The organism is Kitasatospora sp. NPDC086791 (assembly GCF_040685975.1).
Classification (GTDB): Bacteria; Actinomycetota; Actinomycetes; order Streptomycetales; family Streptomycetaceae; genus Kitasatospora.
The window spans coordinates 82308-95188 of sequence record NZ_JBFBOC010000009.1 but is presented as its reverse complement, the minus strand read 5'-3'; the positions used below and the strand labels follow the sequence as shown (position 1 = coordinate 95188).

The following is a 12881-nucleotide window of genomic DNA, read 5'->3' as shown; positions in this document are numbered from 1 at the left end:
GTGTTCGGGCTCGGGCCCGAGTGGATCCTCTCCGACGGAGGCGTCCCGATCGCGGATGCCATGGTGTTCTCCCATCCCGAGCAGATCGGGCGGCTCGCCGGATCCTGCCCCGAGGCCGTGCCGACCGCCGCGCTGGCCGGCGATCCCTGCTTCGACCGCATCCTCACCGCCCGGCGCCACCGCGAGCGGTACCGGCGGGCCCTGGGCGTGCACCCCGGCCGGCGCCTCGTCCTGCTGAACTCCACCTGGAACCCGACCTCGCTCTTCGGCGACGCCGGCCCTGAGGACGTCCTCCCGCTCCTGCTGCCCCGGCTGACCTCCGAACTCCCCGCCGACGAGTACCGGGTGGCAGCCGTCCTCCACCCGAACATCTGGCACGGCCACGGCCCCGGCCAGGTCCGCCTCTGGCTGGACCGGGCCCGGCGGGCCGGGCTCGCCCTGGTCGACCCGCTCGAAGGCTGGCGCCAGGCCCTGATCGCCGCGGACGTGGTGCTGGGCGACTTCGGTTCGGTCAGCTACTACGCCGCCGCGTGCGGCACGCCGGTGCTGCTGGGCGCCGCCGACCCGCAGGCCCTCGGGGCGGAGTCACCCGTCGCGGCGTTCGTCCGGTCCGCGCCGCGCCTCGATCCGTACGGCGCGCTGCTGCCCCAGCTGGACAAGCTGCTGGCCGGGCACCGCCCGCTCGAAGGGCCGGCCACGCTGACGACCTCGGACCCGGGACGGTCGGCGGCCCTGCTGCGCAGCCTCTTCTACCGGCTGATCGGCATCACCGAGCCCACTGCCCCGGCGGTGCTCGACCCGCTGCCGCTGCCTCCGTACGAGCCGCCGCTGCGCACCGCGCCGCTGCTCGTCCTCACCCGCACCGGCGTGGACGGCGCCGTCGCCGTCCGGCGGTTCGCCGAACCCCGGTACGAGCCCGACGCCGAGGGCGAGGGCCACCTCGCCGTGCACGAGGACACCCTCGATCCGGGCGTGCTGGAGATCGCCGACGTGATCTTCCGGTACGGCGAGGCGGACGACCCCCGCCTCGGCCCGCCGCGGACGTGGGCGGCCGAGGTGCTCGACCGCTACCGTTCCGCCTCGCTCGCCGCCTACGTCACCGACCCGCGTGCGTGCACCGTGCTGCACCGCAGCGGCCTGCTGTTCGAGCTGACGGCGGACAGCGACGGCGACCCGGCCGCGCACGCCTCCGCGCTGCTCGCCCGGCTGCGCACCGGCTCGGGCCCCGCAGGAGCAGAGGACCTGACCGACCTGACCGACTTGACCGACCCGGCCGGCCTGGCGGACCTGGTGGCCACCGGCCTGACCGTCCGGACCGGGACCCGCTCGGCACGCATACGGGTCACCCTTCTTCGGTGAGGCAGCGCTCCCGCAGGGCCGCCAGGTAGTCGAGGTGGATCGTGGCGTTCTCCTGCGTCAACAGGGCGACGGCCCGGTCGATCAGGGGCAGCGCCGCGGCGTGGTCGGTCAGGTCGAGGTGGAGCTCGGCGAGATCGGTCAGCACCCGCGCGGTGTTGTAGCGCTCCCCGCCGTCCTGGAAGAACTCCAGTGCCGTCGCGAACCGTTGCCGCGCCGCGTCGAAGCGGCCGAGGCCCCGCAGCGCCCGTCCCCGGTGACGGTGCAACAGCGCCCGCGCCCGCGGCAGATCGGCGGCGCCCTCGCCGTCCGGGCCGATCCCGTCGAGCAGCCCGTCGGCCTCCTCGAAGCACGCCAGGGCCGCCTGGAAGCGCCACTGGCGCAGCCGCAGCAGGCCCAGCGACTCGACCGCCGTCGCCCGGCCGCGTGCGTGCCCCGCCCGGTCCTCGTCCTCGGACGCCGCCAGCAGCTCCCGCTCGGCCTCCTCGTCCTGCCGCAACTCCATGAGCGCGAAGGCCAGTTGGGTGCGCATCCGGCCCGCCGTCCGGGTGCCCGGGCAATGGCGTCCGGCCGTCCGGGCCCCGGCCCGCAGCGCGGGCAGCAGGGCGTCGTGGCAGCCCGCCTTGAGCTGCACGGCCCAGAGTGCCTCGACGGCCTGGCAGACGGTGTCGAAGCGGCCGAACTCCTCGGCGGCGAGCACGGCTTCCACCAGGTTGCCGAGCTCGGCCACCAGGGCGGCGACCGCCGCGCCCTCGTCCTCGTACGGGCCCGGGCCGAGCTCGGCGTACAGCGGACCGAGGTGCCAACGCTCCTTCAGCGCCGCGTAGTCCGCCCGGACGGCGAAGCGCAGGTACCAGTCCACGGCGCGGGCCACGGCCGCGGCGGAGCCCGCCAGGCCGTCCTCGCGGGCGGCGACCTCCTCCGCGTGGGAGCGCACCGCCGGCCGGTACCGGTAGCGGCCGTCCCCGGTGCCCTCCAGCAGTTGGAGGTCCGCCAGTTCGGCCAGCGCCCGTTCCGCCTCGGCCTCCGGGACGCCGGCGGTCGCCGCCACCACCGCCGCTCCGAGGGACGGCCAGGGGCGCAGCGATCCCAGGCGGTAGGTCCTGGCCGCTTCCGGCCCGAGCCGGCGGTAGGCCTCCTCGGCCGCCGCCCGCACCGGGGGCAGCGGGTTCGCCGGCTCCCCGCCGTCGGACGAAGCCGTGGCCAGGTGCGGCGCCATCGCCCGCAGTGCGAACGGCGAACCGGCGCACCGCTCCAGCACCGAGGGAAGCGCGGCGCGGGCCGTCGTCATCGCCGGCCGTCCCGCGAGATCGGTCAGCAGGCGCTTGGCGTCCTTGTCGGACAGCGGGCCGACGGGGATGGTGACCGCGTCCAGCGCGGTGAGCGGACGGCGCGCGACGATCACGGTGAACACCCCGGGCGCGGCCGTGATCAGCGGCTGGACCTGGGCCGCCGACCGCGCGTGATCGAGTACGACCAGCAGCCGCCGGCCGGCGAGCAGCGAGCGGAAGAGGTCGATCCGGTCCTCCACGGCGGGCGGGACGTGCTCCGCCGGTACGCCCAGGCGCAGCAGGAAGTGCCGCAGGACGGTCGCGGCGGTCGGGGCGGTGGTCGCCGATCCGCCCCGGAGGTCCGTGTACAGGGTGCCGTCCGGGAACCGGCGGGCTTCGCGACCGCCCCAGTGGAAGGCGAGGGCACTGGTGCCGATGCCCTCCGGGCCGTGCAGGACGGCCACCTTCGGGAGGCCGTCGGGCTTGCGGTCGGCCTCGCGGTCCAGCAGTGCCAGCGGGCCCTTGCGGTCGGTGAAGAAGCGGGCCGAGGCCGGGAGCAGCCGCGGCACCCCGTGGGCCACCGCTCCACCGGCGCCGTTGCGGCTCATCACGGCGGCGAGCGCCCTGGCCTGTTCGGGGCTGCGGAGTGCTTCCGCCACCAGCAGGCCAGCGACGGACTCCCGCTCGGACTGCCCGACCGGGGCGGGCACCTCCCGCCCCACCGCCCGGGCCACCAGCCCGCCGACCGTCTCCCAGGCCCGCTTGCCCGCCTCGTTCGCCATCCCCGCGCCGGCCGCGCCCAGGAAAGCCGTCACCGCCGACAACGACAACGGATCCACCGCACCCACCCCCGGTCCTTCGTGGGGCAGAGGTCCACCGCCACCCCGGTCTGCTGCGTCCGGCCCAACCGTAGCCTGCCGGCGCGGGCGGACGGGGGATCTCCGGCCGCCGCTGCGACAGGGGATCCCGGCGCCGCGGTGCTCGGCCCGCGACGGCACGCGTCGCCGTCGAACCGGGCTGCCACCGCCCGGCCGCGTCGTGTCCGTGACGAACGGTCACCGCGAACTCCGTTACGCGATACGGGACTTCCCGGCCGGGCGGTCGGGCACCGTCCGGGCCGGCCGGGTGCCCGCCTCCGTCCCGCCGGCCCGCGGGCGGGCCCTACAGCAGCGCGTACACCGCCGAGGCGTCGTCGTGCGTCTTGCCGCGCGGCCAGCGCTCGCAGGCGGAGTCCGCCCGCTCCACCGCGCGGACCTGGGCGATCAGTTCACCCGGTCCGGACTCGGCGAGCAGCCGCAGCACGTCGCCCCAACTGCCCAGCCCGAAGCGCTCGGTGAAGCGCGAGGCGCCGTCGGTGAGGGCGGCCAGCGCGTGCAGCCGGTCCAGCCGGACGAAGCCGGTCTCGGCGTGCTCGGCCGCGCGCGGGCTGGCGGCCGCGATCCACGGGCCGTTGCCCCGGTTGCGGGCTGCGCGGACGGCCAGCGCGTACTCCAGGTGCAGCGCCGTCCGCTCGGCCGAGCCGGGCACGGTCGACCAGACCTGACGGCGCAGCCCCTCCCCGCCGGGGAAGCGCTGGTTGTCCCCGATCACCTTCGGCGGGCCGTCCTTGAACTCCAGCACCAGCAGCGAGTCGCCGAGCACCAGGTACTCCAGCGTCTCGCCGTGCCGCCGCGCCGCGACCACCATGGCGGCGGGCGTGTTGGGATGGGCCAGGTCGCAACGGCCGCCGTGCAACGCGGCCGTCTCCACGATGGCGTCGGCCAGGCATTCGGCGATCGAGCGGTCCGCCCGGTCGGTGAGCCGGGCGAGCAGGTGCACGCCCAGTCGTCGCACGTACCAGGCCGTCCCGTGCCGGCACCCGGAGTCCAGGCCGGCCGGCGAACTCGCGCCGTCCAGCAGGACCAGTGCCTCCGGCGAGGCCGCCGCGAAGTCCTCGCTCTCGTGGTCGGGCCGCCGTGCTTCCCCTGCGAGCTGTAGCTGCATCCCGACAGTGTGGACGCCGCCCCCGGCCCGCGCCCAGACCCGTGCGCCGGTGTGGCGCGGGTCGGGGCCGGGCGCCCGGTGGCAGCCGGGGTGATTCGGCCATACCGTCGGACAGTGACCGGACAATTCGGCCAATCGGGGCGGGTCGGGTTTGGGATCACCTTCGGGTGTCCGGGCGGCCCGTGACTGACGAGGAGCGGAAGATGTTCTGGCAGTTCATCGTGTTGCTGGTCGCCTCGCTCGGCTTTCCGATCGCCGCGCTGCTCTACCTGATCGGCGGGCCGCGCTTCCCCGACGAGCAGCGCGACGGGCCTGAGCGGCGGGGCCTGAGCGGCGGGACCTGAGCAGCGGTCCGGTCGACGGGCCGCTGTTCCTATCCCTGCCCCGGCCCCGACCCCGGCCCCGGCCAGGCCGGGTCGCGGCCGAGCATCGCCAGGACACGCTCGAACCGGCCCGCACCCACACCCGCAGCCTCGCCCTCGCCGGGCGGCAGCCCCGGGCCGAAGGCCCGCCCCGGCGCCCGGGCCTCCGGGGTGTCCGGGACCGCCTCGGCCACCGCCACCAGCGCGGCGATCAGCGCCTCCTCGCGCTCCACGGCCGCGCCGACGCCCGCGCCGGTGCCGAGTGCGGCGGCGACGTCCCAGGCGTGCACCAGGGTGTCGAGCAGGTGGAAGCCGACCGCCCGGTCGAGCGGGATCGGCGCGGTGGTGAGCAACTCGGGCAGCCAGACCCTCCGGTCCGCCGCGGCCGCTTCCCGGAAGGCGGCGGTGAGTTCGACGGCCGTGCGCCGGAAGGCGCCGGCCGGGTCCTCGCCCGGCAGGCCCTCGCCGATCGGGGCGTCGGCCCAGAGCGCGAGGTCGGGGCCGGCGCCACGGGCGGCCGCCGCGAACCCCTGCTGCTGGCCGACGACGTGCGCCAGCAGCCGGCGCAGCGTCCAGCCCGCGCACGGGGTCGGCAGGTCCAGCCGCTCCGGCCGGACGGCGTCCACCACCTCGGCGGCCAACTCCAGTGAGCGGGCGTGCAGTTCGACGATGCCCGGGCGGGCGGCAGCACTCATCCGGCGGTGACCTCCAGGCCCGCCGCCAGGAATCCGATCACCTGGTCGACGACGGCCGGTTCCGCGATGATCCGGCGGTGGCCGAGCCCCCGGGTGACCACCAGGTCGAGCCGCTCCCCGTACGCCTCGCGGAGCCGGTGCGCCTGGCTCAGCGGGACGACGTCGTCGTCCTCGTCGTGCACCACCAGGACCGGCAGGTCGACCTCCGCCACCCGGCGGGCGGCGTCGTAGCGCTCCCAGCCCCCGGCGTCCCCGCCGAACAACTCCCGTTCGATCCGGGCCCGCAGCGCGCCCTCGACCTCGGCGTTCAGCCCGAGCCCGGCGCAGAACGCGGCCGGGAAGAAGCCGACCCGGGACACCCCGGAGACGGCCGCCAGCCGGCCCGCCCGCAGGCCGTCGGCCAGCGCCCCGAAGGCCGCGCAGACGCCCAGCGAGTGGGCGACGACGGCCTCGAACGGCCCGTACCGCTCCTGGAGCCGCAGGGCCAGCTCGCGGAACTCCAGCACGCTGGTGGCCCGCCCGCCGGAGTCGCCGTGGCCCGGCGCGTCGAAGGAGACGGCGCTGAGGCCGAGTTCCCGCAGCCGGGGCACGAGGGGCGCGTACCGGGAGGCCCGGGAGCGCCAGCCGTGCAGCAGCAGGACCGGCCGTTCGCCGCTGCCCCAGCGGTAGCCGACCACCGGCTTGCCGTTCACGGTGAGCCGCTCGGTGACGGCCCGCCGGTGGACCTCCCGCTCCGCCGGGCGCACCCGGCTGCGCCGCACGGGGTGCACGAACAGCTCGTAGGCGGCCCGTCCGGCGGCGCCGGGGGCGATCCGGGCGGTGGGGTTGAGGACGGTGCGGATCAGTGCCTGGGCCGGGTCCATCGGGCCTCCCTGTCGGTACGGACGGGTGTTCCTGGCGGGGGTGGGGCCGTGCTGCTCGCGCGCTGCCCGGGCGCGGTGCCCGGCTCGCGGGGAGATATTAGCACGACCGTTCGTGCAGTTTCAGGGGTCCGGACCGGCACACGCACTACCCTGGACGGCACGCACTGCGACGAGAACGGGGGCGGACGATGGGGCCGACGGCCGGCACGACCACGGGCGGATCGACCACGGCCGGCACGACCACGGACGGACGGATCCTGCGCGGCGAGGAGACCCGCCGGGCGGTCCTGCGCCGTGCCGTCGGGATCGCCTCCGTCGAAGGCCTGGACGCACTCTCCATCGGCCGCCTCGCCACCGACCTCGGCCTCAGCAAGAGCGGCGTCTTCGCCGGCTTCGGCTCCAAGGAGGAGCTGCAGCTCGCCACCGTCCGCGCCGCCCGCCGGATCTTCGCCGACGCCGTCGTCGCCCCGGTGGCCGACACCCCGCCCGGCCTCGCCCGGGCCCGCGCCCTGTGCGAGAGCTGGCTCGCCTACTCGCGCGCCCGGGTCTTCCCCGGCGGCTGCTTCTTCTACGAGGTCGCCGCCGAGTTCGACGCCCGCCCCGGCGCCGTCCGGGACGCCCTGGCCGGCTGCGCCCGAGAATGGTCCGACACGATCACCGAGGCCCTCGCCGACGCCCGCGCCGCCGGCTCCCTGCGCCCGGACACCGACCTCGGGGACCTCGCCTTCGCCCTGATCGCGGTCCTGGAGACGGCCAACTCGCAGGCCGTGCTGCACGACGAGCCCACCCCCTACGAGCGGGCCGGCCGCCTGCTGCTGCGCCTGCTGCGCGCCGAGGCCACCGACCCGGCCGACCCGGCGCTCGCCTAGCCCCGGCCGACCCTGCGCTCACCTCCGACTGGTCAGCCCGGCGCTCGCCTAGCCCGGCCGACCGGCCAACACCCGTTCCAGCACGGCCGCGTGGGCCAACAGCCGCTCGTCACCACCGGCCGCGCCGACCACCTGGAGGCCCAGCGGCAGCCCGTCCGGGGTCCGTCCGGCCGGCAGGCTCAGCGCCGGGCGCCCGAGGAAGCTCCACGGCAGCGACATCACCGCGTCCCCGGTGGAGTGCAGGCCCTCCGGCGCCCCGCCGGTCGCCGACGGCGCCAGCCACACGTCTACCCCGGCCGCCGCGCCCGCGCGGTCCACCCGCTCCCGCAGCCGCTCCCGGAACCGCAGCGCGGCCGCCCGGTCCTCGGGCGCGACGCCCTGACCGGCCCGGATGCTCGCCACCGTCTCCGGCCGGTAGAGGCCGCCGAAGCGGGCGAACCAGTCGGCGTGGCCGCGGGCCAGCTCGAAGCGGTTGACGGTCTGCAGCCGCCGGCACACCTCGGCGAAGTCCGGGAACAGCTCGACCCGGCGCACCGTCAGCCCGGCCGCCGCCAGCCGCTCCACCTGCTCCTCGAAGGCCCGCAGCGCGGCCGGCTCGGCGCACCCCGGGTACGCCCCGTCCGGCACCCCGAGCACGGGCTCCGGGCCCTGCGCCTGCGCCGCGGGCCGCCAGTCGTCGCAGAGCAGCGGGGCCGCCAGTGCCGCGCCCGCCAGGTCGGCGGTGAACACCCCCAGGGTGTCGAAGCTGGGCGCGTTCGGGAGCACGCCGTCGATCGGGATCCGCCCGTACGTCGGCCGGAAGCCCACCACCCCGCAGTACGCGGCCGGGCGGATCACCGAGCCGACCGTCTGGGTGCCGATCGCGAGCGGCACCAGCCCGGCCGCGACCGCCGCCACCGAACCGCTGCTGGAGCCGCCCGGGGTGTGGCCCGGGTGGTGCGGGTTGCGGGTCGGCCCCGGCGCGCTCGCGGCGAACTCGGCGGTCACCGTCTTGCCCGCGACCAGCGCCCCCGCCGCCCGCAGCCGGTCCACCACCGCGGCCTGCGGCCCGGCCAGCACCCCGGGCGGCAGCGCCGACCCCCCGTGCGTGGGCAGCCCGTCCACGTGGACGATGTCCTTGACCCCCACCAGCACCCCGTACAGCGGCGGCCGCCCGGCCGGCTCCGGGTACCGTGCCGCCAGCCGCTCCGCCTGGAGGCGCAACCGTTCGTGCCGCCCGGGCTCCGGCACGAACGCGTGGATCAACGGGTCCACCCGCTCGACCAGCGCGCAGAAGCGGTCGACGTACTCGGGCAGCCGGAGCTCCCCGCCGCGCAGCCCGGCGGCCTCGCCGGTCAACGACCTTGGCCGGACCAGTGGTTCATCCATGCCGAGCACAGTAGACCGGGTCTACTGGTGCTCGGCCGCCAGGTACGGCGCCTCGCGCAGGAAGTACGCCCCGCAGGTGTGGCAGCACAGTTCCGGGGTCTTCCCCCAGTCCACCGCCTCCCGCACCGCCGACCGCGGGTCGAGTTCCCGGCCGCACATCGCCACGCTCTCCTCGCCCCGGACCACGTGCCACAGCCGCACCCCCTCGGCCGCGCCGCCGGCACCGTACTCGGCTCGCATCTGGTGCATCATGCCCCCATCGTCCGACCGCCCCCCACCCCCGGCAACCGGAGCAGGACCCGCGGGCGGAGGACCGGACTCCCGCGTCACGGTGCACATTCGCCCGGCGCCGCACGGTGACCGTCACTGCGCCCGCACCGCCGCCCCGACCGGGGATCCCCGGCGCGCGCCCCGGACCCAGCGGCGAACACCCTTCCCAGCCAAGCTGCCTGACGATCCATCACGACGGGGCGGCCGCCGTCGGCCGGTCCCGGCGGTCAGGACGCCTGCAGCAGCGCGCCGTCCTGCCACTTGAGGATCTTTGACCCCGGCAAGCCCGTGACCTGCGAGTTCGACCGTAAAAGTGCCGCTGACCAGGCGAAACTACCTTCAGTAGTCCGCACTGGTCAGCGGCACTCTGGGTCCTCATGTGCCCTGGATGTGCCCTGCAGAGAGGCAGTCCTTACGCGTCATGGCCCGCTCCCAGGATGCGGCCCATGACCGACCTCTCGCGCACAGCCCACGCCCCCCATCTCGTACCCATGGCGGATCGTGCCGTCCGGCATACGGATCTTCTCGACCCGGTAGTACCCGGCCTCGGTCAGCTCCTTCAGGGCCTTGCGGATCGCGCCTCGCCCCTGCGGGCTGGTGTCGGCCAGGTGCCGGGCGTCCTCGCGCCAGCCATCGGGCCGGGACAGGAGTTGACCCTGTCGAGGGCGTCGGCGGTCAGGGGATCTCTTCGAGGATGTACTCGCCTCGGCCTTCCTGGCTGAACTCGGGGCCGGTTCGGTCCTCGAAGCTTCACTTCTCAATGGTGACGAGATAGAAGTCCTAGCGCTCGTCGTCAGCCTCGATGATGTGGAGGAGGCTGACGGTCTCGGCCTCGCCCGCGATCTCCTCGCGGACACCGACCGGCTCGCCGACACCCTGGTCTCCGACTGAGCCCACCGCACGGCCGCCGGGACGAGGCCGGGGCGGAAGCAGTACAAGGGCGGTGCTCGTCATCCGGGTTGAGGCCGTAGCGTAGGGGCCCGGAAAGGTTGACGACACGCGTCGACGGAAGGCGCGCGAAGGGGCGATGGACGGATGAGCGACTCGGAGGAGACCGGGGCAGAAGGGCCGAGTCGGCCCGATCCCGAGGCGGAACGGCTCGGGCACCGGCTCGAGTACCTGTTCACGTACGTGCAGCCGCTCGGCCGCCGCTACACCCTGAACGAGGTGGTGGACGGAATCCGCACGGCGGCGAGGCCCGGGGACCCAACACTCTCCACCGGGCGGCTGTGGGCGCTGGTCAAGGGCCGGGCGGGCAACCCGACGGTCGGCACGCTGCGCGCACTGGGCGACTTCTTCGGCGTCCCGCAGGCGTACTTCATCGACGACGAGGTGGCGGACCGGGTCACCGCGCAGCTCGCACTGGTCGCCGCAATGCGGGCCAACGACGTCCGGTCGGTGGCGCTGCGGGCCGCCGCCGTGGCGACCATGTCGACCCATGGTGTGGACACCGTACGGTCGTTGATCGAGCGCAGCGGACTGATCGCGAACGGGCGGCCGGACGTGGGTCAGCAGCCGGAGTCGCCGGACCCCGCGCCCGGAGGATCGTCCGTCTAGACTCCGCTTCAGGGTGTGTGGTCGGCAGACCACGCGGCGGCGGCCGAGCGCGGGGGACGTGTGGAGCAGGAGGAGTGGCGCAGGTTCAGTGTGCGCTGCGACGAGCTGATCGGGCAGTTGGAAGTCCCCAGGCCGTTCACGGTCGAGCACCTGGCCGAGGCGGTGGCCCGGCGGCGCGGGCGGCACCTGCGACTGATCCCGCTGTCCGGCCGGGACGCGGACGGTTCGGGGGTCTGCGGGATATGGATCGCCTTCGGCGAGGTCGACCACGTCCACTACGCCAGCGGGACCAGCCCGGCCCACCAGGCCCACATCATCCTTCACGAGCTCGCACACATCCTGCTCGACCACCACCAGAGCGGCGAGCCCGACCTCGAAGGGCTGCGGCGGCTCTTCCCCGACCTGGATCCGGCAATGGCGGCCCGGTTGTTGATGCGGGGGCGTATGGGAGCGACCACCGATCAGGAGCAGGAGGCCGAGCTGCTCGCCTCGCTGATGTGGCAGCACTTCGCGACCACGCCCGCCGCGCTGCCACGGGCGTCGCGCGAGAGCGTGGACGCGCTCGACCTGGTGATGGCGACCTTCGCCGGTGCCTACGAGTGGGAGCACACGGATGCGGCCGATTGATCTGGGACTCCTGCCGGTGGTCTGGATCCCGACCCTGTGGAGCCTGCGGAAACTGCGGGGCGCACCACGGCGCACCCGGGTGCTGTGGGGCGTGTGGGCCAGCTGGGCGGTGTCGATGACGGTCGGGGTCCCAGCGATCCGCCGGGTGATCGACGCCGCAACCGGCATCGCCAGCGGGACCAACCTGCTGGTCCACCTGTCCGGACTGGCTGCCACCGCGCTCATGCTGGAGTTCGTCCGGGAGATAACGGGCCGTTCGCGGGGGCGGGCCTCGCGGCTCAACCTCACGGGGCTCGCGATCGCCGCGGCGCTCCTCGTCGCGACCTTCGCGGTGATGCCGCGACCGGACGGTGAGGTCGACCTCCTGACGTACGACCGACGCTCCTTGGCCGGCTACCTGTACTGGATGGTGCTCACGGTCGACACGGCGCCCGGTCTGACCGCCTCGGCGGCCCTGTGCTGGGTCCACGGCCGGCACGCCGCGCCCGGACCGGTGCGCACCGCCCTGTGGCTGATGCGGGCCTCCTCCGCGACCGGCATGGCGTATCTTGCCCATCGAGCATACTTCCTGACGATGCGCCACCTTGGTTGGACAGCCGGAGAGCCGGCCGCCGTGGCCGGTACGACGCAGGTCCTGCTGGTGCTGACCATGTTGCTGTTCGCCCTCTCGGTCGTCTGGCCCTCACTGGCCGAGCGCCGGGAGAAGCGCGCGGCGGCGCGGCGCGTCCGGCGGATCCACCCTCTCTGGCACCTGCTCCAGGCCGCGACACCGGAGGTGGTCCTCCCACTGCCCGACGAACTGCGGCGGAACAATCCCGGGCTGCGACTCTATCGGCAGGTGATCGAGATCAGGGACAGCATGCTCGCCCTGGAGCGACACCTCGGCCCTGCCCACGCGGGTGCCGCCGAGGAGCACCTGCGCGCTGCGGGCCTGTCCGGCGAGCGGCTGGCCGTGGCCGCGGAAGCGGTGCTGCTGAAGCACGCGGTGGCGGCCGAACTGTCCGGTCGCCGAATGGAGTTCAGCGGGCCGCAGTGGCGGCTGCGGGCGGATGACCTGGATCTGGACGCCGAGATCGCGTGGTTCGCCAAGGTCGCCGCCAAGGTCGCCGCACCCGAGGTGGAGGCCGCTGCCGAGCACCTGTGGTCCCCGCCCGGCGCTCACGCCGTGGAGGCGTCGGGCGAGGACCTCGTCGGCTGACCGTACGGCTTGGCTACCGGGGCTGGCCCCAGTCGAGGACGACGAGGCTGCCGTCGTCGTTGCGCAGGTGGAACTGGCCCGTGGAGGGCCGCCAGATACCGATGTTGTCGGGGCCCACGCCGTCGAAGTTGGCGGAGACGGGGATGTCTCCCGCCTGGCCCCAGTCGATGACGTGAAGACTGCCGTCACCGAAACGCAGATGGAACTGGCCGGTGGAGGGACGGAAGATGCCCAGGTTGGCGGCCGGACCGCCGTCCCAGTTCCCGGAGACGGGGATGTCACCGGCCTGGCCCCAGTCGATGACATGAAGACTGCCGTCACCGAAACGCAGATGGAACTGACCCGTCGAAGGACGCCAGACACCGACGTTGGTGGCCGCGCCGCCGTCCCAATTGCCCGCGACGGGAACATCACCGGCCTGGCCCCAGTCGATGACGTGAAGGCTCCCGTCACCGAAACGCA

At 74.9% G+C, this 12881-nt stretch carries 13 protein-coding genes; 6 read left to right on the top strand and 7 right to left on the bottom strand.

Annotation, left to right across the window (positions count from 1 at the left end):
* A partial coding sequence (locus AB0Q99_RS15410) for a hypothetical protein (protein WP_363571856.1) occupies positions 1 to 1359 on the top strand: 1359 nt, incomplete at its 5' end.
* On the opposite strand, the gene AB0Q99_RS15405 is transcribed toward AB0Q99_RS15410, so the two are convergent.
* Together AB0Q99_RS15405 and AB0Q99_RS15400 are read right to left on the bottom strand one after the other, a co-directional pair.
* On the bottom strand, positions 1343 to 3442 hold the full coding sequence (locus AB0Q99_RS15405; RefSeq protein WP_363571854.1) for a tetratricopeptide repeat protein: 2100 nt from the start codon (positions 3440 to 3442) through the stop codon (positions 1343 to 1345). The two genes, AB0Q99_RS15410 and AB0Q99_RS15405, sit on opposite strands and share 17 nt — an antisense overlap.
* Before the next feature lie 346 nt (positions 3443 to 3788).
* Positions 3789 to 4610, bottom strand: coding sequence for an integrase (locus AB0Q99_RS15400; RefSeq protein WP_363571852.1), 822 nt, complete (start codon positions 4608 to 4610; stop codon positions 3789 to 3791).
* Positions 4611 to 4813: 203 nt separating this feature from the next.
* Between AB0Q99_RS15400 and AB0Q99_RS15395 the strand changes: the two genes are divergently transcribed.
* Positions 4814 to 4954 (top strand): hypothetical protein, encoded by a 141-nt coding sequence (locus AB0Q99_RS15395; RefSeq protein ID WP_363571850.1) that lies wholly within the window; start codon positions 4814 to 4816, stop codon positions 4952 to 4954.
* A 29-nt stretch (positions 4955 to 4983) separates the two neighbouring features.
* Here the strand turns inward: AB0Q99_RS15395 and AB0Q99_RS15390 are convergent, their stop codons facing one another.
* Positions 4984 to 5667 carry a TIGR03086 family metal-binding protein gene (locus AB0Q99_RS15390; RefSeq protein ID WP_363571848.1) on the bottom strand — a complete coding sequence of 228 codons (684 nt, stop codon included), beginning with the start codon at positions 5665 to 5667 and terminating at the stop codon, positions 4984 to 4986.
* On the bottom strand, positions 5664 to 6530 hold the full coding sequence (locus AB0Q99_RS15385) for an alpha/beta hydrolase (RefSeq protein WP_363571847.1): 867 nt from the start codon (positions 6528 to 6530) through the stop codon (positions 5664 to 5666). The genes AB0Q99_RS15390 and AB0Q99_RS15385 overlap by 4 nt, the downstream gene beginning before the upstream one ends.
* A gap of 188 nt (positions 6531 to 6718) precedes the next feature.
* Between AB0Q99_RS15385 and AB0Q99_RS15380 the strand changes: the two genes are divergently transcribed.
* Positions 6719 to 7399 (top strand): TetR/AcrR family transcriptional regulator, encoded by a 681-nt coding sequence (locus tag AB0Q99_RS15380; protein ID WP_363571845.1) that lies wholly within the window; start codon positions 6719 to 6721, stop codon positions 7397 to 7399.
* Between the two features lie 48 nt (positions 7400 to 7447).
* Here the strand turns inward: AB0Q99_RS15380 and AB0Q99_RS15375 are convergent, their stop codons facing one another.
* Together AB0Q99_RS15375 and AB0Q99_RS15370 are read right to left on the bottom strand one after the other, a co-directional pair.
* Complete coding sequence (locus AB0Q99_RS15375) at positions 7448 to 8767, bottom strand: amidase (protein WP_363571843.1); 1320 nt, start codon at positions 8765 to 8767, stop codon at positions 7448 to 7450.
* A gap of 21 nt (positions 8768 to 8788) precedes the next feature.
* Entirely contained in the window at positions 8789 to 9007 is a 219-nt protein-coding gene (locus AB0Q99_RS15370; protein ID WP_363571841.1) for a hypothetical protein, read from the bottom strand.
* 1065 nt (positions 9008 to 10072) lie between these two features.
* Here AB0Q99_RS15370 and AB0Q99_RS15365 point away from each other — a divergent pair.
* Genes AB0Q99_RS15365 through AB0Q99_RS15355 form a run of 3 tightly spaced genes read left to right on the top strand, consistent with a single transcriptional unit; the run spans position 10073 to position 12419 of the window.
* The gene (locus tag AB0Q99_RS15365; protein WP_363571839.1) at positions 10073 to 10594 is read left to right on the top strand and encodes a hypothetical protein; all 522 of its coding nucleotides are present in this window, start codon (positions 10073 to 10075) and stop codon (positions 10592 to 10594) included.
* A 15-nt stretch (positions 10595 to 10609) separates the two neighbouring features.
* Positions 10610 to 11221, top strand: a complete 612-nt coding sequence (locus AB0Q99_RS15360) for a hypothetical protein (protein ID WP_363571837.1) — start codon at positions 10610 to 10612, stop codon at positions 11219 to 11221.
* On the top strand, positions 11208 to 12419 hold the full coding sequence (locus AB0Q99_RS15355; protein ID WP_363571835.1) for an MAB_1171c family putative transporter: 1212 nt from the start codon (positions 11208 to 11210) through the stop codon (positions 12417 to 12419). Before AB0Q99_RS15360 ends, AB0Q99_RS15355 begins: the two co-directional genes overlap by 14 nt.
* Before the next feature lie 13 nt (positions 12420 to 12432).
* Here AB0Q99_RS15355 and AB0Q99_RS15350 read toward each other — a convergent pair.
* Positions 12433 to 12881: hypothetical protein (locus AB0Q99_RS15350; protein WP_363571833.1), on the bottom strand; the 449-nt coding region annotated here is incomplete at its 5' end.